At 69.2% G+C, this 23,057-nt stretch carries 18 protein-coding genes and 1 tRNA gene; 9 read left to right on the plus strand and 10 right to left on the minus strand.

Annotated elements, in window-relative coordinates:
* Positions 1–340: 340 nt before the first annotated feature.
* On the plus strand, positions 341–1,363 hold the full coding sequence (locus E2493_RS10135; RefSeq protein ID WP_135086350.1) for a hypothetical protein: 1,023 nt from the start codon (positions 341–343) through the stop codon (positions 1,361–1,363).
* On the opposite strand, the gene E2493_RS10140 is transcribed toward E2493_RS10135, so the two are convergent.
* The 4 genes from E2493_RS10140 to E2493_RS10155 form a co-directional block, all read right to left on the minus strand.
* Positions 1,360–2,004 carry a Crp/Fnr family transcriptional regulator gene (locus tag E2493_RS10140; protein ID WP_225421351.1) on the minus strand — a complete coding sequence of 215 codons (645 nt, stop codon included), beginning with the start codon at positions 2,002–2,004 and terminating at the stop codon, positions 1,360–1,362. The two genes, E2493_RS10135 and E2493_RS10140, sit on opposite strands and share 4 nt — an antisense overlap.
* A 49-nt stretch (positions 2,005–2,053) precedes the next feature.
* Positions 2,054–3,109: a hypothetical protein gene (locus E2493_RS10145; protein WP_135086354.1), complete on the minus strand. Its 1,056-nt coding sequence runs from the start codon at positions 3,107–3,109 to the stop codon at positions 2,054–2,056.
* A gap of 111 nt (positions 3,110–3,220) precedes the next feature.
* A tRNA-Pro gene (locus tag E2493_RS10150) sits at positions 3,221–3,297 on the minus strand.
* A 98-nt stretch (positions 3,298–3,395) separates the two neighbouring features.
* On the minus strand, positions 3,396–4,697 hold the full coding sequence (locus E2493_RS10155) for an FAD-dependent oxidoreductase (protein WP_135086356.1): 1,302 nt from the start codon (positions 4,695–4,697) through the stop codon (positions 3,396–3,398).
* A gap of 101 nt (positions 4,698–4,798) precedes the next feature.
* Here E2493_RS10155 and E2493_RS10160 point away from each other — a divergent pair, with 101 nt between their 5' ends.
* Positions 4,799–5,170, plus strand: a complete 372-nt coding sequence (locus E2493_RS10160) for a DUF6491 family protein (RefSeq protein WP_135086358.1) — start codon at positions 4,799–4,801, stop codon at positions 5,168–5,170.
* Between the two features lie 2 nt (positions 5,171–5,172).
* Here E2493_RS10160 and E2493_RS10165 read toward each other — a convergent pair whose 3' ends face one another.
* Entirely contained in the window at positions 5,173–5,502 is a 330-nt protein-coding gene (locus E2493_RS10165; RefSeq protein ID WP_135086360.1) for a polyhydroxyalkanoic acid system family protein, read from the minus strand.
* Positions 5,503–5,673: 171 nt separating this feature from the next.
* Between E2493_RS10165 and E2493_RS10170 the strand changes: the two genes are divergently transcribed.
* From E2493_RS10170 to E2493_RS10185, 4 genes are all read left to right on the plus strand, one after another.
* The gene (locus tag E2493_RS10170) at positions 5,674–8,253 is read left to right on the plus strand and encodes a TonB-dependent receptor plug domain-containing protein (protein WP_135086362.1); all 2,580 of its coding nucleotides are present in this window, start codon (positions 5,674–5,676) and stop codon (positions 8,251–8,253) included.
* A 184-nt stretch (positions 8,254–8,437) separates the two neighbouring features.
* A complete protein-coding gene (locus E2493_RS10175; protein ID WP_135086364.1) occupies positions 8,438–9,730 on the plus strand; it encodes a pilus assembly protein TadG-related protein in 1,293 nt (430 codons plus the stop codon).
* An 11-nt stretch (positions 9,731–9,741) separates the two neighbouring features.
* Entirely contained in the window at positions 9,742–10,269 is a 528-nt protein-coding gene (locus E2493_RS10180; RefSeq protein ID WP_167737474.1) for a TadE/TadG family type IV pilus assembly protein, read from the plus strand.
* Positions 10,266–11,030, plus strand: a complete 765-nt coding sequence (locus E2493_RS10185; RefSeq protein WP_135086368.1) for a TadE/TadG family type IV pilus assembly protein — start codon at positions 10,266–10,268, stop codon at positions 11,028–11,030. The genes E2493_RS10180 and E2493_RS10185 overlap by 4 nt, the downstream gene beginning before the upstream one ends.
* A 52-nt stretch (positions 11,031–11,082) precedes the next feature.
* Here the strand turns inward: E2493_RS10185 and E2493_RS10190 are convergent, their stop codons facing one another.
* Both E2493_RS10190 and mnmA read right to left on the minus strand, forming a co-directional pair.
* Positions 11,083–11,934, minus strand: a complete 852-nt coding sequence (locus E2493_RS10190; RefSeq protein ID WP_135086370.1) for a pirin family protein — start codon at positions 11,932–11,934, stop codon at positions 11,083–11,085.
* The gene (mnmA, locus tag E2493_RS10195) at positions 11,931–13,049 is read right to left on the minus strand and encodes a tRNA 2-thiouridine(34) synthase MnmA (protein ID WP_135086372.1); all 1,119 of its coding nucleotides are present in this window, start codon (positions 13,047–13,049) and stop codon (positions 11,931–11,933) included. Before mnmA ends, E2493_RS10190 begins: the two co-directional genes overlap by 4 nt.
* Before the next feature lie 89 nt (positions 13,050–13,138).
* On the opposite strand from mnmA, the gene E2493_RS10200 reads away from it, so the two are divergent.
* Together E2493_RS10200 and sciP are read left to right on the plus strand one after the other, a co-directional pair.
* Entirely contained in the window at positions 13,139–13,402 is a 264-nt protein-coding gene (locus E2493_RS10200; RefSeq protein WP_135086374.1) for a hypothetical protein, read from the plus strand.
* Positions 13,403–13,509: 107 nt separating this feature from the next.
* A complete protein-coding gene (gene sciP, locus E2493_RS10205) occupies positions 13,510–13,809 on the plus strand; it encodes a CtrA inhibitor SciP (RefSeq protein WP_135086376.1) in 300 nt (99 codons plus the stop codon).
* Between the two features lie 76 nt (positions 13,810–13,885).
* Here sciP and E2493_RS10210 read toward each other — a convergent pair whose 3' ends face one another.
* From E2493_RS10210 to E2493_RS10220, 3 genes are all read right to left on the minus strand, one after another.
* Positions 13,886–17,314 (minus strand): error-prone DNA polymerase, encoded by a 3,429-nt coding sequence (locus E2493_RS10210; protein ID WP_135086378.1) that lies wholly within the window; start codon positions 17,312–17,314, stop codon positions 13,886–13,888.
* A gap of 145 nt (positions 17,315–17,459) precedes the next feature.
* Positions 17,460–19,310, minus strand: coding sequence for a DUF6504 family protein (locus E2493_RS10215; protein ID WP_135086380.1), 1,851 nt, complete (start codon positions 19,308–19,310; stop codon positions 17,460–17,462).
* On the minus strand, positions 19,240–19,950 hold the full coding sequence (locus E2493_RS10220) for an ImuA family protein (RefSeq protein WP_225421353.1): 711 nt from the start codon (positions 19,948–19,950) through the stop codon (positions 19,240–19,242). The genes E2493_RS10215 and E2493_RS10220 overlap by 71 nt, the downstream gene beginning before the upstream one ends.
* A gap of 237 nt (positions 19,951–20,187) precedes the next feature.
* On the opposite strand from E2493_RS10220, the gene E2493_RS10225 reads away from it, so the two are divergent.
* On the plus strand, positions 20,188–23,031 hold the full coding sequence (locus E2493_RS10225; protein WP_167737475.1) for a M16 family metallopeptidase: 2,844 nt from the start codon (positions 20,188–20,190) through the stop codon (positions 23,029–23,031).
* Positions 23,032–23,057 lie beyond the last annotated feature (26 nt).

Raw genomic sequence — 23,057 nt, forward strand, 5'->3', positions numbered from 1 at the left:
TTACCCCCTGATTAACGCGGCCACTTTGTCGTTGCTTAGCGGCGACGACGAAGGGTCGCATCTTCTCGCAGAGCATGTTCTTCGGCGAATCCATGAGGAGGCTGACGAGCCCGAAACGCCTTATTATCGAGAGGCCACACGTGCCGAGGCTCTGCTGCTGCTTGATCGCGAGCCCGAGGCGCGAACCGCCTTCGCCGAAGCGATTGCCCTCGCTCCGCGCGCCTGGGAGGATCACGCCTCCACCTTGCGCCAGTTCGCCCTGATCCTTGCGGAGCAGGGAGGCGATGCGTCCTGGCTCGATGCTCATCGCCCGCCGCGCTCGCTCCATTTCGGGGGGCACATGTCGTTCGATCCGGCCGTTGAGCAGCGGGCGCATCTCGATGAAACGATCGCCGCGGCGCTGGCGGAGGAGAATGTCGGCTTCGGCTTCGGCGCGTTGGCGGCGGGGGCCGACATCCTGGTCGCCGAGGCTCTGCTGGCGCGGGTCGGCACTTTGCACCTGATCCTGCCGGGCGGCGCCGAGGCGTTCGCCGCGCGGTCGGTCGATCCGTTCGGCGCCGAGTGGCGCAAGCGGTTCGAGGCGGTGCTGGCGCAGGCCGAGACGGTGCGGCCGATCCGCCCGATCGGCGAGGCGCCCGATGCGCTGACCATCGCCCTGGCCGACGAGGTGGCGATGGGCGCTGCGCTGATCAACGCGCGGCGGCTGGAGAGCGAGGCCGTCCAGTTGCTGGTCGTCGATCCCGAAGCTGTCCAGACCAAAGACGTCAGCGCGACCGGACGCGCGCTCGCGCGCTGGGCTGAAGCGGGATGGCGCCAGCGCCTGATCCCGGCGCCCCGCGAGGCGGTCCGGCCTGCGCTCGGCGGCAGGGAGGACGCGCAGGCGACGCGGCGCCCGCTTGCGGTGCTTTCGGTCCGCGTCGACGCGGAGGAGACGGGGAGCGCGCTGGAGGTCAGGCTTGCTGCCGTCGGCGAGACGATCGGCGCAGGCCCGGCACCCAGCCTCGGCCCCTATTGGAGCGAGGCGCAGGTGGTCCTCGGCTATGACAATGTCAACGATGCCGGTGCTGCCGCGCTTGCGCTCGCCGCCGCGGGGCAGCGCGTCGGCGGCCATTATCTGGTCGCCGCGACGTTCACCGACCCCTTCGCCGCCGCCGAGCGCCTGCCGCTGGCCGCAACGGCGGCGGCCGCGGCCGCCTCGGCGTCCACGCCCCAGGGCTCCGCCTGCGTCACCGAGGATTTCGCGGGTGCCCTGGCGGTCGCCGGCGATGCCGCGCCTGCCTCCGAATATGTCGGCGAGCTCGACCCGCCGGACGGCGGCCCGCCGGTCGGCCTGTTCGCGCTGAAGTCGCGGCCGGGGCCCTAGAAGACCATCTCCTCCAGCCGTCGGGGGGCGACGACGATCAGCGCGTCCGCGTCGCGGCGGATGATGCCGCGCCGTTCGAGGGCGTTCACCGCGCGGGAAGCGGTTTCGCGCGTCGTCGCCACCCGAAGGGCCAGCTCGGACAGGATCGGTGCCGGTCGGATGGTGAGGTCTGCGGCCTCGCGCGCCTGGCGCAGCAGCTCGGCATGGACGCGCCCGACCGCCGACAGCGCGGCGCGCTCGTACATCCGCTCCGTCGTCTGCCTTAGACGCCGGATCAGCATTCGCGACAAGGCGAGGCCGATGCAGGAATGCTGCTGGGCCAGCAGCGCCAGCTCGGCCGCTTCGAGGACGAGCGCCCGCGCTTCCTCGACGGCGAGCACGTCGCATTCCTGGCGAACAGGCTCGAGCTCGCCGAGCGCCCCGAACAGGTCGCCGGCACGGTATTCGTGGAGGAGGATGACCTGCCCGTCGGCGCTGTAGAGCAAGGCATGGGCCCGCCCGAGAACGAGCAGGAAGGCGAGGCTGAGCCAGTCCCCCTGGCGGAGGATGGTCGCTCGATTGGGAAATCTCCGCAGCCGCCCGCGGCGAAGCACCTGCTCCGCGACCTCCGCCGAGCAGGCGAGCACGCGAGTCACCAGCATCCTGGCCTCGGCGGGGAGCGCGCTCGGATTCGACGCGGGCATCCGCCCTTCAGCCCGTTGCCGCCTGGAGCAGGTTTGTGACGGGCGCGGAGAGGAGCGGGGCGACGAAGGCGAGCAGCATCTTGGCCTGCTCGCCGCCGCCGCTGAGCGCCCCCGCCTCGCTGAGGCGCCGCCGCGTCTCCAGCGCCCGCTCGGGGGGCCTCAGCGCCTCGAGGAATTCGTGCGCCTGCTTCTGGACGAGCAGCAAAGGTATGCCGACCGCGGCGATCAGGGTCAGCGTATAGACCGCGGCCCAGAAGAAGGTGAGCTCGCTCGCCATCTCGGCAAGGCGCGCCTGGGTCGCCTCGAGCAAGGCCGGGCTCGCAGGCGGGATTAGGGGCTTGTCCAGATTGACCCTGGCGAGCGCTCTCGCCGGCAGGCCGAAGAAATGCGACGCCGAAACCGTGCTGGTCACCAGTACCAGCGAGAGCGCGTAGGCGCATCGCCGGATCCGCGCGTTGACGAGGCAAAGGCGAGCTTCCGCGTCTTCCTCGCTGAGGCGCTGCGGCCCGTAGAGGTTCCACACCTGCGAGGCTGCCGCCGCGGCGGTGAGCGACACCGCGGCGATCCCCGCCACGGTGGCGGCATAGGCCGACAGTGCCAGCGGAGTCAGTGGTCCGGCCATGGGCAGGACCAGCTCGCCGGCCGCGCCGCTCGCGGCAAGCAGGTCGCGGATGCCGCCGTAACTGACTCGAAGCGCGGCGAATCCGCTGTCGGAGGTGGCGCGCAGCAGCAGGATCGCAATCGCCAGGCCGAGCGTCATGAGAAGGCCCGTCAGCGCGAAGGCGCGGCCGCGGGGGCCGACCCGCAGGGTCAGCGCGGCCAGCGTGATCGCGGTGGCGCAAGCGAGCAGATGCACCAGGATCAGCGCTGCGTAGGCGAGCGCGCCGGGGAGGTAGGGGCGGACCTTCACCGGCGCCAGCGCGGCGAGATCGGCGGGCCCCACCTGCGGCGCCGCCGGCGCGATGAGCTGCAGGAGAACGACCGCCAGGAGGAGGGGCAGCGCCGCGGCGAGAACGAGAAGGAGGAAACGGCTCGGCGGTCGTCGTGAAACACCCTGTGCCATGCTCTCCGCTCCCCCTGCAGCGCCGACGCAAGGAAGGTGGCACGGGCGGGGCGGGCGGTCGAGCCCCCATCCGCATGCGCTTGGGAGCTGTGAAGGACTGGTACAGAAAAATGGTCGGGGAGAGAGGATTCGAACCTCCGGCCCCTGCCTCCCGAAGACAGTGCTCTACCAGGCTGAGCTACTCCCCGACCGGGTTTCGGCTTGCGCCGACCGGAAGGCAGGTGGCGAGCCTATAGGGGCCGCTTTTGCCGAGCGCAAGCGCCTCGTTCGCCGGATCCGATCCGCCTCATCCGCCAAGCGTTCCGAGCATCTCGGCGATGCTGGTGAACTTCTCCCGCGGGCTGCCGCTGCGCGCCCGTGCCGTCTCCGCCGCCTCGATCTTCTGCCAGTCGCAAAAGGCGACGGGCCTCGCGTCCCGCTCCGCGAGCAGGCGGTCGAGCGCAGCACCGCCGCCCTTGCCGCTGTCGCCCTGGCCGAGCGTCGCGAAGATCGTCTCGGCCACCTCGAAGCCGTCGGGGCGATTGGTGCCGATGGTGCCGGTCGGCCCCCGACGCGCCCAGCCCACGCAATAGAGGCCGTCGGCAATCATCCCGTCCCGATTGGCGAAGCGCCCGCCGGCCTCGTCATAGGGAACGCCGTCGATCGGCGGGGTGCGGTAGCCGATGCAGCTGACCACCAGCCCGCAGGGAATGGCGGTCCGTTCGCCGGTTGGGACCGCACGCAGATCCTCGGCGAGCCGGGTGCGCTCGACGACGATCCGCTCGACTCGTCCCTCGCCTTGGACGGCGACCGGCATGGCGAAGAAATCGAACGTGATCGTCTTGTCCTTCTCCGCCGTGCCCGCCGCGAACTCCCGAAGGTGGGCCATCGATTTCCTGAGACCCGGCTCGAGCGCGGCGTCGTCGATGTCCGGAGGCAAATCGTCTGGATCGACGCGCGGGGAAGCCGCTTCGAGATGGCCGAGTTCGCCCAGCTCCTTGGGAGTCATCGCGATCTGGTGCGGCCCGCGGCGGCCTAGAATGCGGATGCGGCGGATCGAGGACTGGTCCAGCGCCTCGAGGGCGTGGCCGGCGATGTCCGATCCCTCGAACTCGCCGGCCGTCTTGGAGAGGATGCGGGCGACGTCGAGCGCGACGTTGCCGGCCCCGATCACCACCGCGGTCTCGCCGTCCAGCGGCGGGTCGAGATCCGCGAAATCGGGATGGCCGTTGTACCAGCCGACGAAGGCCGCGGAGCCGATCACGCCCGGCAGGTCGCTACCGGGAATGCCGAGCGGGCGGTCGACCGGGGCGCCGGTGGCGAGGATCACCGCGTCGTACATCGACGCGAGCTCGTCGAGCGAAATCTCCTTTCCGACGACGATGTTCCCGACGAAGCGTACCCGGTCACTGAGCGCGACCTTCTCGTATCGCTTGGAAACCGCCTTGATCGACTGATGGTCGGGCGCGACGCCGGAGCGGATCAGGCCATAGGGAACCGGCAGGCGGTCTATGAGGTCGATGCGCACCCCGTCACCGAACTGCTTCTGCAGGCCTTCCGCGCTGTAGAAGCCGGCCGGTCCGGACCCGATGATCGCTACATGCCGCATCCTCCGCTCTCCCCGGCCGTGGTGGGCGGATGCTAACGTCGGCGGGGCGGGAGGCAAGCGCCGTCATGCCCGGTTCAGGGCCGGCATGCTATTCGAAGCGCATGAAGAAGATCGTTCTTGCCCTCGCCGCCCTTGTCGTGGCGGCGCCGTCGCTCGCCGCGCCGGGGGCTTCCGGACATCCGTCCGAGGTTCGCCAGGCGAGCATTCCTTTCGTCAATCTTCGCGGCATCCGCGATTTCCGCGCCGAAGGGCGAGATGCCGTCTACCTGCAGGACCGCGCCCGCAACTGGTATCGCGCCGAGCTCGCCGGTCCGTGCTACGGCCTCCCGTTCGCGCACGCCATCGGTGTGGACACGAGAGGCGGGAACGGCCTCGACCGGTTCGGCAGCCTGATCGTGGAGGGGAATCGCTGTCCGGTGCTGTCCCTGATCCGCAGCGCCGCCCCCGAGAAGCGGCCCGCCCGCCAAGGCTGAGTTCAGCCGGAGCGGCGGCCGCCGCTCCGGTCCTCCAGCAATTCCGTGCCGTGGCGGCGAAGCAGGCCTTCGATCGTGCTGCCGAAGAAGGACAGGAACGGCGGCAGCTGCACCTGCACGCGCACGTACGTTTCCTCGACGTCGATCGTGGCGCTGACCTCCTGGCCGAGCGCCACGACCTTGAGGTTCATCCGCTCGCCCGACCAATGATGCTCGGCCCGCGCGCCGGCAGGCAGGTGACGGTCGAGGCCGCCGATCCCGTTCTGAATGCGGCGGCGCGCTTCGGCCGCGCCGAGCTTGTGCGGCAGATCGACGGAGATCGGACTTCCCATGGCTGTTCCTCTTGATCCTGCCGCCCTGCGAGCGGAGCGGCCGAGCCGATGTGGTGCGTGGAGCACAGTCGCGCAACAATTCCGCGGTGCAGCACGAAAGCGTTTTGCAAGATCAAGGATTTGAGACAGCCTCCCCCGGTCCGCACGACGGATGCAACAAGGGGACCGCTTATGACTCTCGTCTCGCGCGCTTCGCTCTTCTCCTCGCTCTCGACCTTAGCCCTGCTTGCCGCGCCCGCCGCGGCTCAGAACCAGGATCCTCCTGCCGAGCAGGCCGAGACGACGCAGGCGGACGTCGCGTCCGGAGATGCGATCATCGTCACCGGCACCCGCCGCACCGACCGCACCCTCGCCGAGAGCCCGGTGCCGATCGACGTCATTGGAGGCGAGGCACTGACCGAGACCGGCTTCACCGAGGTCAACCGGATCCTCAACCAGGTCGTGCCTTCGTTCAATTTCCCGCAGCCGTCGATCACCGACGGCACCGACGTGCTGCGCCCGGCAACGCTGCGCGGCCTCTCGCCCGATCAGACCTTGGTGCTGGTCAACGGCAAGCGCCGTCACCCGTCGGCGCTGCTCAACATCAACGGCTCGGTCGGCCGCGGCTCGGCGGCCGTCGATCTCAACACCATTCCTCCGCTGGCGATCGACCGGATCGAGGTGCTGCGCGACGGCGCCTCGTCGCAATACGGCTCCGACGCGATCGCCGGCGTGATCAACGTCCAGCTGCGCCGCCGGCCGGGCGGCCAGTTCCAGGCGACCTACGGCCGCTATCACACCTCGCTGAAGGACGTTCCGACCGTCACCGGCGTCCAGCTCGGCGCCAATGGCCAGCCGGTGATCGACGCCGACGGCAATTTCGTCCTGATCGACAATGGCGAGGACCGGCGGGCGCGTGACGGCGACACGATCACCTCCGCGCTCCATTACGGCTTCGCGGTCGGCAAGACCGGCTATCTCAACCTCACCGCCGAATATCGTAACCGCGAGGCGACCAACCGGAGCGGCTACGATCCGCGGCGGCAGTTCCCGACCGTCGGAGGCCTCTCCGATCCGCGCGAATTCACCTTCGACCGGCTGAACCATCGCTATGGCGATGCGGAGACCCACGACCTCAACCTGTTCTTCAATGCCGGCACCGAGCTCGGCGCGGCGATCGAATTCTACACGTTTGGCAGCTACAGCACCCGCGAGGGCGAGAGCGCCGGCTTCTTCCGCCGCGCCAATGACGCGCGGAACCGCAACTTCTCGGCCTCGACCACGACCTTCGTGCCCTTCTACCCGACGGGCTTCCTGCCGCTGATCACCAGCGACATCGAGGATTATTCGCTGGCCGCCGGCGTGCGCGGCACCGTCTCGGGCTGGAACTGGGATTTCAGCCACGTCTACGGCCACAACGGATTCGATTTCGGCGTCGCGAACAGCTTCAACACCTCGTTCGGAGCGGCGAGCCAGACCCGGTTCGATGCCGGCGGGCTGCGCTTCGGGCAGCACGTCACCAATCTCGACGTCCAGCGCGAGTTCGACGTAGGGGGGCTTCACGAGGTCTCGATCGCTCTCGGCGCCGAGCATCGGCATGAGAATTTCGACATCGTCGCCGGCGACGTGCAGAGCTATGCCGGCGGGCCGTTCGCCGCCGCGCCGTTCAACGCGCCGGCCGGCGCCCAGGTCTTCCCCGGCTTCCGTCCGGCCAACGAGGTCGATGCCAAGCGGCATTCATGGGCGGGCTATGCCGAGCTCGATGCCGACATCACCGAAAATCTGACGGTGCAGGTCGCCGGTCGCTACGAGGATTATTCCGATTTCGGAAGCACCCTGAACGGCAAGATCGCCGCTCGCTTCGCCCCGGTGGAATGGTTCGCGCTGCGCGGATCGGCCTCCACGGGCTTCCGTGCGCCGTCGCTCCACCAGCAATTCTATTCGACGACCTCGACCAACAACGTCAACGGCGTGCTGCTCGAGATCGGCACCTTTCCGGTTTCGAGCCCGGTCGCGGTCGCGCTCGGCTCCCAGCCGTTGCAGCCGGAGGAATCGAAGAACTACAGCGTCGGCCTCACCCTCACGCCCGGCGAGGGCCTGAACATCACGGCGGACTGGTACCAGGTGAGCATCGACGATCGCATCGTCGTCACCGAGAATCTGCAGGGCGCCGCCGTGGTCGCCCTGCTTCAGGGCGCCGGCTTCAACAGCATCACCTCGGCCCGCTTCTTCATCAACGGCATCGACACCCGGACGCGCGGCCTCGACATCGTCGGCACCTATCGGATCCGCGATACCGGCTTCGGCAACTTCACGCTGACCGCCGGCTACAACCGCAACAAGACGCGGATCACCGATCGTGCCGTGCTGCCGACCCTTCCCGGCCTGACGCTGTTCGGCCGGGTCGAGTCCCTGCGCATCGAGCAGGGCCAGCCCCGCGACAAGATCAACCTCGGGCTCGACTGGGACAGCGGCATCTTCGGCGCCACCGTCCGCACCAACCGCTATGGCGACGTTCTGGTCCCGGCGGCCACCGCGGCCGGTGACGAGACGCTGGAGGCGCGGTGGGTCACCGATGCCGAGCTGCGGCTCGAGGGCGGCGAGGGGGTGCAGTTCGCGATCGGCGCCAACAACGTCTTCGACGTCTATCCCAGCCGCGCCTCGGTCGGCGGGGTGTTCGGCACCAACCCCTATTTCATTCCCTATTCGAGCTTCTCGCCGTTCGGCTTCAATGGCCGCTTCGTCTACGGCCGCATGTCGGTCCGCTTCTGAGCGAGGCGGCGGCCCCGTGCCGCCGCCGACCTCCTGTGCGGGGCCATGTTTTCACGCGGTTACGGTAAATCCCCGCATCGCGCTTAAGGCGGCGCTAACCATGAGGCTCAACCTCACCGCAATCTTCGGGGCCTAGTGCCTTTGGGTTGGAAGGGCGCGCAGCGTCCCGGTGAGGACAGAGCTCATGAAGGCGTGGGAACGGCTTGGAAGCCTTCTTCGGAGCGACCGCGGCAACGTGCTGTTGATCGGCGCCGCTGCGATGCCGCTGCTGATGGCTTCGGCAGGACTGGCGATCGACTCGATCCAGCTCTCATTCTGGAAGAGGCAATTGCAGCGCGCGGCAGATTCCGGTGCGATCGCGGGCGCTCATGCGCTTGCGCAGGACGCTCCCGCCGACACGGCGCTTTCGAACGACCTTGACGAGCATCTTCAGCTGGATCTCGAGTTGAACGAGAAGCCGGTGCTCAAGAGCCACCGGATCGAGGACGGCAGTTTCGCCGGCAACACCTTCTCCCCGTTGAAATGCGGTGCTCGCGGCGTCCCCAATTGCTGGCAGGCGGCGCGCGTCACCCTGGTCAGCGAGCGGACGGTGCCGTTCATGAGCATGTTCACCCGGAGCAGTTCGACGCTCAGGGCCGAGGGGACGGCGGCGCTCGTCGGCAACGGCCAGTTCTGCATGGTTTCCCTCTACAATGGCACCGATCCCGGAATCATCGCCCGCGGCAATCCGGACCTCACGCTCGGCTGCGGGATTGCCACCAACTCGCGCGGCACTAACGCCGTGGACGTCGGGGGTGCGGCTTCCGTCACGGCCAACCCGGTGGCGGCGGTCGGCGGCATCACCGGCGGCCGCTGGTTCAAGGGCAACACGACCCTTCAGCCCTACGGTTCACCGGTCAAGGATCCGTTCGCCAAGGTCCCGAACCCAACGGTTCCGTCGACTTGTAGCACCGCCCCGCTCGTGGTGCCCAACGGCGTGACGAAGACGATCGAACAGGGCGAGCAGAATTGCTTCGCCGGTGCCGACATCAAGGGCACGCTGATCATCAAGTCGGACAAGTTCTACGTCAATAACGCGACCCTCGACATCAAGGGGAGCGTGACGGGCCAGAATACGACGCTGATGCTGATGGGAACTGAGAGCGGCTGGACCCAGAACGGTGGCGGCAAGTTGACCCTGACAGCGCCCAACAGCGGGGATTACAAGGGCATTGTCGTGTTCCGGGATCGCAATGCCGGAAATACCGCCGGCAAGGAGATCAAGCTCAACGGCGGCGCCGACCTGAATCTCACCGGCGCCGTATATGGCCCGAGCACCGACTTCTGGATCGGCGGCAACACCGACATCAGCTCCAATTGCATCCAGCTCGTCGGACGCAAGCTCGAGTTCAAGGGCGGTGGCAACATCCAGAACAATTGCCCGGCGAATAGCGGGGCCAGCGCCTTTCAAATGACCGTCGTCCGGCTGGTCGACTGATGGAGCGTCCAGTGAACGCATCATTCCTCCGTCGCCTGCGTGGCGATCAGCGCGGCACCAGCGTGATCGAGCTCGCGATCATCGCTCCGGTTCTGTCACTGGTCACAATGGGCATCATCGATCTCAGCACCGGCTATTCACGCCGACTTGAGCTTACCGAGGCGGTGGACCGCACGATCGAACGTATCTCGGCGGGCGATTTCGCCATTCCAGGCGATGCGACCGGCCCCAATTACGACGCCTTTGTCGCTGACGCGGCGGCGGCGGCGAAGGTGCCCGAGGAGGCGGTCAGCGTCTCGGCCTGGCGCGAATGCGACGGGATCGAGCAATCCGATTTCGAAGGCACGTGTCCCAAGAAGACTAAGGCCGGCTGCGAAGTCGAGACTCCGCCGGACAATCTCGACTGCTTCCAGATCACGGCGCGCTACATCCAGGTCAGCATCGACTCGGCGTTCAAGCCGATGTTCACCTCGATCTTTGCGCCGGGTCCGAACGGAGCCTATCCGCTCCATGTTGAAGCCGCAGTGAGGATCCAGTGAGGCTGCGCCGCCCGTTCCGCAACGAGCGCGGCGCCGGCGCCGTCGAGTTCGCCCTCGCCGCACCGGTGTTCCTCGGCATGATCATCGGCGTGTCGCAGCTCGGAGTCCTCTATTTCGCCAATGCCGGCGTCAAGCACGCGGTCGACGAGGGCGCCCGCCGGGCCGCCATCTTCCGCCTGGAGACCGACGCCGAGCGGGAGGCCGCCGTGCTCGCGACGCTCCGCAAGGCGGCGATCGGCACCAAGGGCGTGCTCACTCCCGCGATCTCGAAGACATCTGACAACGGCCTTCCCGTCCTCGACATCGGCGTCAGCTATCGCGTGCCGCTGAACTTCATCTTCTTCGAAACTCCTCCGGTTACCCTGAACTACACCCGTCGAGTCTATCTCCAGACAGACGGCTCCGGATCGGGGGCGACGAGCACGTCCAGCTCGACCGGAGGTGCCAGCACAACAAGTTCGGCCGGCGGCACAACCAGCTCCACCGGTGGGACGACGTCGACCTCCTCGTCCACCACCAGCTCGACAGGCGGGACGACGAGCTCGACCGGCGGCACCACAACGACAACGACCAGCTCGACCGGAGGGACCACGACCTCGACGACGAGCTCCACCGGGGGAACGACCAGCGCGTCGACGACCAGTTCGACTGGAGGCACGACCACGCCTCCCGGAAACGGTAACGGGAATGGCAACGGTAATGCCAGCAGTTCCGGCAACGGCAACAACGGCAACGGCGCCTGCAAGAAGAACTGCAAGTAGCCGTTGGGGAGCGTAACGGCCTGCCCGCAACCGGGTCGATACAACGACGGCGTCAGAGCGCCCCGAAGCGGCCCGCCTGATAATCGTGGATCGCCTGCACGATCTCCTCGCGGCTGTTCATCACGAACGGACCGTGGGAGACGATCGGTTCTCCGAATGGAGCGCCGTGGCCGAACAGGATCGTCGCGGGCTGCGGCGCGACCATCGAGACGCTGTCGCCGTCGTCGTTGATCTCGGCGAGGTGATGGCACGGGACCCTGGTGCCGCCGACGCTCGCTTCGCCGGAAACCAGATAAAGGAAGATCGTGCGCCCGGGTGCCACCGGAAAATCGAGGCCGCCGCCGGCGTCCAGCCTGATCAGGCTCATTCGCACGTCGGCGATGGGGCTGATCGGCCCGGCCGCGCCCTCCCAGCTGTCGGAAATCAGCGCGATCGAGCCGCCGTCGAACGCGACCGACGGAATGTCCGCCGCTTCGAGGCCGATATAGGCCGGGGCGGTCATCTTCAGCCGCGCCGGGAGGTTCACCCAGAGCTGCAGGATCTCGAGCGGGCCGCCGGCGCGCTTGAAGCTCTGCGGGGAGAGCTCGGCGTGGACGAGACCACGGCCGGCGGTCATCCATTGCACGCCGCCGGCATGGATGACGCTCTCGTGTCCGCCGCTGTCGAGGTGCGAGAGTTCGCCTTCGAGGATGAAGGTCACCGTCTCGAAGCCGCGATGCGGATGGGGGCCGAACGGCAGGCCTCCGTTGTTCGGCGGATAGACCTGCGGCCCATGATGGTTGAGGAACAGGAACGGGTCGAGGTCCGCTATGGCCGGGCCGGGAAGCGGCCGCCGGGTCACCAGATCGCCGATATCGTCGCGAAACGCCGCGTGGAGACGGCGGACGGTGCGGCGCGCCGTCACGCCGCCTCCAGCTCCGCCGCCGCCGTTTCCTCGATCCAGCCGCCGCCGAGCACCCGCTCGCCCTCGTAAAGCACCGCCGCCTGGCCGGGGGCGACGCCATATTCGGGCGTATCGAAATGGATGCTGCCGCCGTCGCTGCCCGGCTCGAACCGCGCCGGCGCCGGCCGCGCCATCGAGCGCACCTTGGCCGAGAGACCGTCGCGCTGGTCCTCGCCGAGCCAGTTGAGGCCGGAGAGGCGGGCAGTGCGCACCGCCAGCGCGCTTTTCGGTCCCACGACCACGCGCCGCGCCTCAGCGTCGATCCGGACGACGTAGAGCGGCTCCTTCTGGCCGCCGATTTCCAGCCCGCGACGTTGACCGACGGTGAAGTGGATCAGGCCACGATGGCGGCCGAGCACCCGGCCGTCACGGTCGACGATCTCGCCTTCCTCGGCCGCCTCCGGGCGCACCTTCTTGACCACCGCGGCATAGTCACCGCCGGGAACGAAACAGATGTCCTGGCTGTCCGGCTTGTCGGCCACGACGAGGCCGAGATCGCGGGCGAGCTCGCGAACCAGCGGCTTCGGCAGGTCGCCCAGCGGGAAGCGCAGATAATCGAGCTGCGCCCGCGTCGTCGCGAACAGGAAATAGCTCTGGTCGCGGGCCGGATCGGCGGCGCGGTGCAGCTCTGGCCCGTTCGCGCCCAGGACGCGGCGAACGTAATGGCCGGTCGCGAGGCAATCTGCGCCGAGATCCCGGGCGAGGCCGAGCAGGTCGGTGAACTTCACGCCCTGGTTGCACGACACGCAGGGGATCGGCGTGCGGCCTCTCATATATTCGTCGGCGAAGCGCTCGATCACGCTGCCGCGGAAGGCGCTCTCGTAATCGAAGACGTAATGGGCGATGCCCAGCCGGTCGGCGACGGTCTTGGCGTCGTATATGTCCTGGCCGGCGCAGCAGGTCTTGGTGCGGCCGATCGCCTCACCATGGTCGTAGAGCTGGAGGGTCACGCCGATCACCTCGGCGCCGCTGCGCGCGGCGAGCGCGGCGACGACCGAGCTGTCGACCCCGCCGGACATGGCGACGACGATGCGCGCGCCCTGTGCGGGCCTTCCGAGCTGAAAATCCACCTGCATGACGCGCGCTTACATAGTGACGGCACCCCGCAAAGCCCACCCCCGCGGTCTTTACCGGCTTTTCAGGCTTCTCGCGTATCCCCTCGGCCATGGATCTCGCTTTTCTCCGCCGCGCAGAGCAGCGCTTCGCGCGCCGCACCGCGATCACGCCCGATCCGGACGTGGTCAGCGCGCTGCGCGAGGTGCAGCGGGCAGCCTCGGCCGCGGCGCGCGCCGAGGCTTTGCTCGAGGCGCCGCGAGTGCGCGATCCGATCGCCGAGATCCTGCTCGCCGGCCCCGGCTGGCGGCGGGCCGTGGCCGCGCAGAAGGGGTCGTTCAACCCCGATCTGGCCGGCCGGATCGGCGGTAACTGAGATGACCGCGCCGTTTACCTTGCGGTTTCAGTCTTCCTTCAACGGCGCCGGGGTAAGGGCGTGGCGGGAGAAGATGCAGTGCCACGAGTTGCGAGTTTGAGGTGGGAATGATCGAGAATCAGAAAATCCGGCCAGCACAGGTGATCGGCCCGTTGGGGGAACCGCTCACGCTCGATTCGCTGCCGCCCGCCAGCACCTCGCGCTGGGTGGTCCGCCGCAAGGCCGAGGTCGTCGCAGCCGTCAACGGCGGGCTGCTCTCGGTCGACGAGGCCTGCGATCGCTACGGCCTGACCCTCGAGGAATTCGCCAGCTGGCAACGCGCGGTCGATCGATCGGGCATGCCGGGCCTGCGCGTCACCCGCATCCAGCATTACAAGTCGCTTTACGAGCGCCAGCAGAAATTCTGATCGCCTGGTCCGTGGGCGTGGACGGCCCTCCTGCGGCACTGCCGCGGGAGGGCTTTTCCTTTGGGGCTTCCGCCGGTCAGTGGAAGTTGCGCGACTTTACGCGGATCCGCTCCTCGGGCTCGGCAGAAGGATTGGGGAGCGACAGCACGGGCGCGGGAAGCGCCGGCTTGCGCTCGCGCGGATCGTAGCCGCCGTTCTTGGCGCCGTCGGCGGGGCCGGTGCGGTGAGGGAAGTCCATCTGGCCGACCGAGTGGAGGAGGGGGGTCATGTCCTCCATCCGGGCGGTGATGACGTGGATGATCTCGCCCTCGCGCTGCACGACGCCGCGGATCGAGATCATCGAGGCGGAGAGCACGATCCGCCTTTGCGCCTCGAAGCGGTCGGGCCAGAGCACCGCATTGGCGATGCCGGTCTCGTCCTCGATGGTGAGGAACAATACGCCCTTGGCCGATCCCGGGCGCTGGCGGATCAGGATGATGCCGGCGACTTCGATCGGCCGGCCGTCCTTCGTATGTGCGAGGTCGGCGCAGCGCGTCACCTTGCGGCGGTCAAGCTCGGGGCGGAGAAAGGCGACCGGGTGGGCGCGCAGGCTCAGTTGCACCGCGCGATAATCCTCGACCACCTCGCGGCCGGCGGTGAGCGGGGTCAGCGCGACCTCCGGCTCGCGATCCTCGAGCGCGGCGAACAGGGGAAGCGGCGTCTCGCCGAGCCCGCGCACCTGCCAGAGCGCCTGGCGGCGATCGACCCCGAAGCCGGCGAAGGCGTCGGCGTCGGCCAGCTTCTCCAGCGCCGCCAGCGGCACGCCCGAGCGCCGCCAGACCTCCTCGATCGAGGCGAACGGCCGCTCCGCCCGCGCCGCGAGGATCTGCGCGGCGTGGAGATTGGAGAGGCCCCGCACCATGCGCAGGCCGAGGCGGAGGGGGTGGAGGCGCTTCGGCAGGCCGGGAGCATGCCGAGAGCCGACACCGGCGGCGGAGCCGCCGCGGGAGGGAAGATGATCATTCGCTGAGAGAGCCCCTCGCCCTTGATGGAGGAGGTTGGGTGGGGGGGGACTCTTCGCGGATTCGGAGTCCGTCTCAGGGACCACCCTTCCCCAACCCCTCCCCATCAAGGGGAGGGGCCTCTTTGCCGGTGGGGAAAGTTCCTCCAGCGTGCAGTCCCAGCGGCTTTCGTTGATGCAGATCGGACGCACCTCCACCCCGTGCTCGCGGGCGTCGTGGACGATCTGGGCGGGCGCGTAGAAGCCCATCGGCTGGGCGTTGAGGAGGGCGCAGCAGAAGACGTCGGGATGATGGCATTTCATCCAGCTCGACGCATAAGCGATCTTGGCGAAGCTCGCTGCATGACTCTCCGGGAAGCCGTAGCTGCCGAAGCCTTCGATCTGCTTGAAGGTGCGTTCGGCGAACTCGCGCGGATAATCGCGCTCCACCATTCCTTCGATCAACTTGTCGCGGAAGTGGGTGACGCCGCCGGTATATTTGAACGTCGCCATCGCCCGGCGGAGCTGGTCGGCCTCGGCCGGGGTGAAGCCGGCACCGACGATCGCGACCTTCATCGCCTGCTCCTGGAAGAGCGGCACGCCCAGGGTTTTCTCGAGCACGGCGCGCAGCTCCGGGCGCGGATATTCGGCCTTCTCCCGCCCTTCGCGGCGACGGAGATAAGGGTGGACCATGTCGCCCTGGATCGGCCCCGGCCGGACGATCGCGACCTGGATGACGAGATCGTAGAAGCGCCTCGGCTTCATCCGCGGCAGCATCGCCATCTGGGCGCGGCTCTCGATCTGGAAGACGCCGAGCGTGTCGGCCTTCTGGATCATCCGGAAGACGGTCTCGTCGTCGTTTTGAAGGTCGGGAAGGCCGATGTCGACGTTCTTGTGCTCGCGCAGCAGATCGAAGGCGCGGCGCATGCAGCCGAGCATGCCGAGGCCGAGCACGTCGACCTTCATGAAGCCAAGGGCCTCGATATCGTCCTTGTCCCACTCGATGACGCGGCGATTTTCCATCGCCGCCGGCTCGATCGGCACGAGATCGTCGAGCCTGTCGCGGGTGAGGACGAAGCCGCCCGGATGCTGGGAGAGGTGACGCGGCGTGCCGATCAGCTGCCGCGACAGCTCGAGGGTCAATGCGAGCCGCGGATCGGCGCTGTCGAGGTTCAGTTCCTCGACATGGCGATCCTCCACCCCTTCGTTCGACCAGCCCCAGACCTGGCCGGAGAGCGCGCCGGTCATGTCCTCGGGCAGGCCGAGCGCCTTGCCGACCTCGCGGACGGCGCCGCGGGCACGATAGCGGGTGACGACGGCGGTCAGCGCGGCGCGATGATGGCCGTAGGTGTCGTAGATCCACTGGATCACCTCCTCGCGCCGCTCATGCTCGAAATCGACGTCGATGTCGGGCGGCTCTGGCCGCTCGGGCGAGACGAAGCGCTCGAACAGCAATTCGTGCTGGATCGGATCGATCGAGGTGATGCCGAGCAGGTAGCAGACGCAGCTGTTCGCCGCCGATCCACGTCCCTGGCAGAGGATCTTCTGCGAGCGGGCGTAGCGGACGATCGAATGGACGGTCAGGAAATAAGGCGCGTAATCGAGTTCCTTGATCATGCCGAGCTCATGCGTGAGCTGGCGCTCGGTCGCCTCGGGAATGCCGCCGGGATATTTCTCGCGCGCCGCGTCCCAGCTCAGCTTCTCCAGCGCCTCCTGGGGGCTGAGGCCGGGGATCACCGCCTCCTCGGGATATTGGTAGCGAAGCTCGGCGAGATCGAAGGTGCAGCGCCGTGCGATCTCCGCCGTCGCGGCGACGGCGTGCGGATAAGCCGCGAAGCGGCGCGCCATCTCCTCCGGATCCTTGAGGTGCCGGTCAGCGTGACGCTCGCGGCGGAAGCCCAGCTCGTCGATCGTGCATTTTTCGCGGATCGCCGTCATCACGTCCTGCAGCATCCGGCGCTCGGGCACATGGTAGAGGATGTCGCCGCAGGCGACGCTCGTCGCGCCCGCCGCCGCGGCCTGCGCATCGAGCCGATGGAGGCGCAGCGCATCGCCGGGGCGGCGGCGGAGCGACAGCGCCTGATAGGCGCGGTCACCGAACGTTCGGACAAGCCGCTGGAGCAGGAGCGCATTCGCCGCATCGGCGGCATCGGGCAGGTGGATGGCGATCAGCCCCTCCTGGTGCGCCTCGACATCGCCCCAGTGGAGCGCACAGGCGCCCTTGCCGGCCCGGGCCTTGCCGATCGAGAGCAAGCGGGTAAGCCGCGACCAGGCCGGCCGGTCGATCGGATAGACGAGCAGGCTCGTGTCGTCGGCAAGGTCGAGCCGGCAGCCGGCGATCAGCCGCACCCCCGTCGCCTTCGCCGCCAGCCAGGCCCGGACGATGCCGGCCACCGAGTTGCGATCGACGATGCCGAGCGCAGGGAGGCCGAGCGCGGCGGCCGCGACGAACAGCTCCTCCGCCCCCGACGCACCGCGCAGGAAGCTGAAATGCGAGGTGACCTGCAGCTCGTGATACATTTTCATCCTCCCTGTCTGCGCAGCCGATGGAGAGGGGGACCGCACGAAGTGCGGTGGAGGGGCAACACGAACTCGGCAAGGCCCCTCCACCAGGCTTCGCCTGGTCCCCCTCCCCACGCGCTATGCGTGCAGGGAGGATTGGTGCTTCCAATCATCCGAACACTCCGTGCAGATACCAGTCGAGGCCGCCGGTCTTCGGATCGACGCCGTCGCCGCGGCGATAGAGCCAGAAGCGCTCGCCGCTCTCGTCCTCCACCTGAAAATAGTCGCGCACCGCCTCGGCCTCGCTCGGCCGCCGCCACCATTCGCCGAAGATCCGCTCGGGCCCGTCGGCGCGGGCGATACGATAGGCGCGGCCGCGCCAGGTGAAGCGCCGCGGCGGCAGATCGGGCAGCAGCGCCATGACGTTCTCGACCCGCTCGGGCGGCGAGAGCAGGCGCACCGGCCGCGGCAGATCGGGCCAGGCGTGCGTCGCGCCGAGCGGTGCGGCGCGGCGGACGCTGCGCTCCGGCACGTCGCTCTCCACCGCCGAGAGACGGAACAGGCGGCGTGGTCCGAGCCGGCCGGCAAGGCGGTCGATCAGAGGCGCGAGATCCGGCGCCGTCTCGCCGGCGAGCGTGCCCGCCCACTGCTCGGGCGCCAGCGGCTCGGCACGCACGGCGGTGAGGCGCAGCGCGTCGAGCCCGAAGCCCGGCTCGATCGTCTCGATCCTCATGCCCAGGAGGCGCAGCAAATGACCGCCGTCGCGGGTCGCGCGGGCGGTGCCGATGGTGACCACCTGCTCCGCGCCGTCGACGCGTGAGCAGGCGAGGGTGACGAGCCGCGCGGCAAGCCCTGCTTCGGCAAGCGTCCGGACCAGCCGGGTCATCAGCGTGGCGACGGCCTGGGCGATCGCTTCGGCCGTCGCGATCGGCTCGGCGAAGCGGAGCTCGGCGAAAGGCGCGTCCCGGGGAGTGACCGGATCGATCGGCTCGGAGGCGCGGCCCAGCGCCTGGTCGAGCCGGGCGAGCATCGTCTTGCCGAAGCGGCGCTGGAGCGGCGCCCGCGGCATCGCCACGAGCTCGCCGATCCGTTCGATGCCGAGGCGGCGGGCCGCGGCGAGGACGGGCTCCTCCAGCCGTAGCGCCGCGACCGGCAGCGGTGCGAGCGCTTCGGCGTGGCCGCCGGGCGGGCAGACGCGCAACGGGACGCCGCCGTGGCGGGCGATGGCATGGGCGGCGCCCGGCGTGTCGGCGATCGCGATCCGGGCGGCGAAGCCGGCGCGGGCGCAGAAGCGCAGGATCCGTGCCGCCATTTTCTCTTCGCCGCCGAACAGATGGGCGACGCCGGTGAGGTCGAGGAAGAGACCCTCGTCATCGGAGACGGCGGCGCGTGGAGTCCAGCGGCGCGCGGCATGATCGGCGAGCGCGGCGAGGAGCGCGCGATCGCCTTCGGGATCGGCGTCGCGCACGTCGAGACCGGGGACGAGCGCCCGGGCCTGGGTGACCGCCATCCCCGGTTGAAGGCCGAGCGCGCGCGCCTCTGCGGAGACGGCGGCGATGAGGATGCGGTTGCCGCTCCGCGCCGCCGTGACCAGCGCGGCTTCGGCGGGTGGCGCAGGCGTCGCGGCAGGCGAGGACGACGGTGCCGGCGGCGCGATGTCGCGCTGCGTCGCACGCCGCTGCACATCCTCGACGTTGCGGGCACGGAAGGGAGTTTCGGCAGCCTCGGTCCGCCGCCCGAGCTCGCGGACGGTCGGCCGCTGGTGGGGCGGAAGCGCCGCGATCGCCGGATCGGCGTCCCGCGACCAGCGCGCCCCGGGCCGCCACCCGCCGCCGCGCGGACAGGAGCAATCGCCGAGACGCGCGCCCTCCTTCGGGACTCCGTCAGACCCGACGGGCGGCGATCCGGGCTGGGGCCGTGCGCGCGGGGCTGCCGCCGCCGGCCCTCGCTCAGGCCGCCGCTCTTGCCGGAGTCGATCGGTGCTCAGCGTCGGCAGGTAGAGCGAGGCGACCCTGCGCATCGGGGCCCTCCATGATCCAGTGATGGGGCTCGCCGCCGCGCTGGCGGGCGAGGACGAGGCGCCAGCGCGACCGGCCGATTCCGGCAACGGGCAGGGGCGCGGACGGCGCGCAGCCGATCCGCCAGCGCGTGACGGCGGCCGAAGGCGCGGCGAGCGGGTCTTCGTCGCTCTTGCGCCAGCGTTTCAGCATCAGCGCCATCGTGCCGCCTTCCTCGGCGGCGAGCTGCAGCCGGCGGGTCGCGGCCATCGGCACCCGCCGCACCTCGCCGACGACGGCGGCGAGGCCGCCGTGGCGCAGCCCTTCCTCCATCACCGCGAGCACGTCCTCGTCGCGGCCGCATTCTGCGTAGAGGACGTGCTCGGGCGCCAGGCCGGCCCGGGCGAGGCCGGGGGCGAACAGGTCTCGGCGGGCCACGGCCCAGAGTACGGTCGCGCTTGCGCCGCCGGTGCGCCGCGCAGCGACCGAGGCGAGAAAAAGGGTCGCGGCGGCATCGTCGGAAAGACCCGGCCGGTCCGGCGCCGCCTCGTGCAGCGCCGCGCAGGCAAGGCCGCCGCCGGCGAGCCTGCGATCGATGGACTCGAGCCCGAAAGGCAGGCATTCGCGGGCCGCGGCGGCACCCGTCGATTCGATCGCACGCACTTCGGCCCTCAGCGCTTCGAGGCGCTCGGATGCGGCGGCGGATCCTGGTGGAGGCATGGCGACTCAGACTCACTTGTTCCCTTTATGTTCCGCCGCTGTTCAGCCGGAGTCAAGCGAGGGAAATACTAGGATCCACGTGCCCGCACGGTTGAACCGGCCGTGGATCCTCCCCACAAGGGAGCCTTCCCTCCCAGATCTTCCGTGCGATCCCGGGCGCGCGATACGAGGCCGATCGTCTTGAAGCTCATCCACCGTTTCCTGCTTGCTCTCCTGATCCTCCTCTCCGCGCCGGCCGCGGCCGCCGGCGATACCGGCTGGTTCTACCGCGGCAGCGACATCGCGCCCGATCCGGCCTGGACCTTCGGCACCCTTCCGAACGGCGTACGCTACGCCGTCCGCCGCAATGCCCTGCCGCAGGGACAGGTCTCGATCCGTCTCAGGATCGATGCAGGCTCGCTCCACGAGACCGACCAGGAGCGCGGCTGGGCCCATTTCGTCGAGCACATGGTGTTTCGCGGCACCGCCGGCTTCAAGGACGGCGAGGCGCGCCAGACGTGGCAGCGTCTCGGCGCCAATTTCGGCAGCGACACCAACGCCACCACCCAGCCGACCCAGACCGTCTACCAGCTCGATCTGCCGAAGAACGACGAAGCGTCGCTCGATCTCAGCCTGCGCGTCCTCGCCGAGATGGCCGACAAGGCCCTGTTCGATCCCGCCCTGGTCGAGCCCGAGCGTGGCGTCGTGCTTTCCGAATATGGCCGCCGCCCGGAGATCAGCGTGAAGCTCGGCGAGCAGACGCGCCAGCTGTTCTTCGGCGGCCTCAAATTCGCCGATCGCGATACGATCGGCACCGAGTCGACGCTCAAGGCGGCGACCGCCGCCGGGCTCAAGGCCTTTTACGAGCGCTGGTACCGGCCCGAGCGTGCGACGCTCATCCTCGTCGGCGACGCCGATCCGAAGCTGCTCGAGACGCTGGTCGCCCGCCACTTCGGCGGCTGGACGGGGACTGGGCCCGCGCCGGCCGAGCCCGACATCGGCATGATCCGTGAAGTCCCGGAGCGCACGGCGGCGCTCGCCTATCCCGGTTCGCCTTATTTCGCGACGGTGAGCTGGGTGCGCCCCTATCGGCAACTCCCCCACACAAAGGCGCGCGAGCAGGACGAACTGGCCGAAGCGCTGGCGAAAAGGATCGTCAACCGGCGCCTGGAAGGCAAGGCGCGCGACGGCGCCGATTTCCTCAACGCCCAGATCGGCGGCGATCGCTCGACCGACATCGCCGATTACACCCAGCTCTCCGTAATGGCCAAGGAAGGCCGCTGGCGCGAGGCGCTCTCCGAGGCCTGGGCGATCCTCGCCGATGCACGGCGCGCGCCGCCGAGCCGGAGCGAGATCGAACGCGAGCTCGAGAATCTGCGAAGCGCCAGCCGCTCCAGCGTCGAGGGCGAGCCGACGCGCCGCTCCCAGCAATGGGCGCAGGCTCTCGTCACCGCGATCGACGGAGACAGCGTCATCTCCAGCGCGCCGACGACCAATGCGCTGCTGGAGGAACTTGCGCCCTCGATGACTCCCGAGCGGATCGCCGCCGCGATCGACGGCCTTTTCGCCGGCGTCGGGCCGCGGATGCTCCTGCTCTCGCCGGAGCCCGCGAGCGGTGTCGCCGACGCCCTCGCTGCGGCCGAGAAGGCTGCACCCGCCGAACGCCGGGGCGAGCGCAAGGTGACGATGGCGGATCTCCCCGCCCTCGGGAGGCCCGGCCGCGAGGTCTCGCGCGAGCAGATCGCCGATCTTGGCGTGACGATCGTCCGCTTCGCCAACGGATCGAGCCTGGTCTTCAAGAAGACCGATTTCGAGAAAGGCCGGGTGAGCGTCAACCTGCGCTTCGGCACCGGCCTTTCCGGCCTGCCCTCCGATCGCAAGACCCTGGCCTGGATGGGCGGACTGATCGGCTCCACGGGGGTCGCCGACCTCGATCTCGACGCGCTCGAGCGGCTGCTCACCGGACGGCGCATGACCATCGGCTTTGCCGTGGGCGAAGACGCGTTCGAGCTGAGCGGCACGACCAATGCTGCCGATCTCGGCGACCAGCTTCGGCTGCTCGCTACCAAGCTCGCCTTCCCGCGCTGGGATCAGGCGCTGTTCGACCGCTACAAGACGAGCGCGCTGGAAAACTATCAGCTCAGCTTCTCGTCGGCTTCGGCCCGCGCGGGCCGGGAGTTCGCGGGCTTCGATCACAGCGGGGATGCGCGCTGGCGGCCGGTGGAGCGCGAGGAGATCGCGCGCGCGACGCACGAGGATTTCCGCCGCCTGTTCGCGCCGCTGCTTGCCGCCGGTCCGATCGAGGCGGTGGTGGTCGGCGACGTCGATCTCGATGCCACCGTTGCGGCGATGCTGAAGACGGTGGCGGCCCTGCCGAAGCGGCCGGAGGCGAAGCCCGCCCCGGCGCTGCTCGCGGTCCGCCCGCCGCGCGCGGCGGAGAAAGCGCGCTTCGACCATCAGGGCGATGCGGCGCAGGCGTACGCGGCGATCGGCTGGTCGACCTTCGGCGGCACCGATCGGATGCGCGAGCGCCGCGCGCTGGCGGTCGCCGGCAACATCATCGAGACGCGGCTGTTCGATCGCCTCCGCGAGGCGGAAGGCGCCACTTACTCGCCCTCCGGCTTCGGCACGAGCTCGGATACCTTCCGCGACTGGGGTGTGCTGGGAGCCGGAGCGGAAATCCGTCCCGAACGGGTCGACCTGTTCTTCCGCCTGGCCGGCGAGATCGTCGCCGATCTCGCAGCGAACCCGGTCGGCGCCGACGAGTTCGACCAGGCGATCAAGCCGATGCTGAGCGGCGTCGACCGCCAGATGAAGACCAACGGCTATTGGATGTCGGCGATGGAAGGCTGGTCGTCCGACCGCAGGCTGGTCGACAAGACCCGCACGCTCCTGCCCGATCTGCAGGCGATGACCCCCGAAGAGGTGCGTGCCGCGATCCGCAAATATGTTGCGGACGAGGGCGCCTGGTCGCTCGTCGTCCTGCCCGCAAGAGCGGCGGGTGCAGCGGCTGCACCTGCGGCACCGGCCGGATCGGCGCGTTGAGCGATTCCCTTGTGCGCGAAATGGCT

This window comes from Sphingomonas parva (ex Maeng et al. 2020) (assembly GCF_004564275.1).
Classification (GTDB): domain Bacteria; phylum Pseudomonadota; class Alphaproteobacteria; order Sphingomonadales; family Sphingomonadaceae; genus Allosphingosinicella; species Allosphingosinicella parva.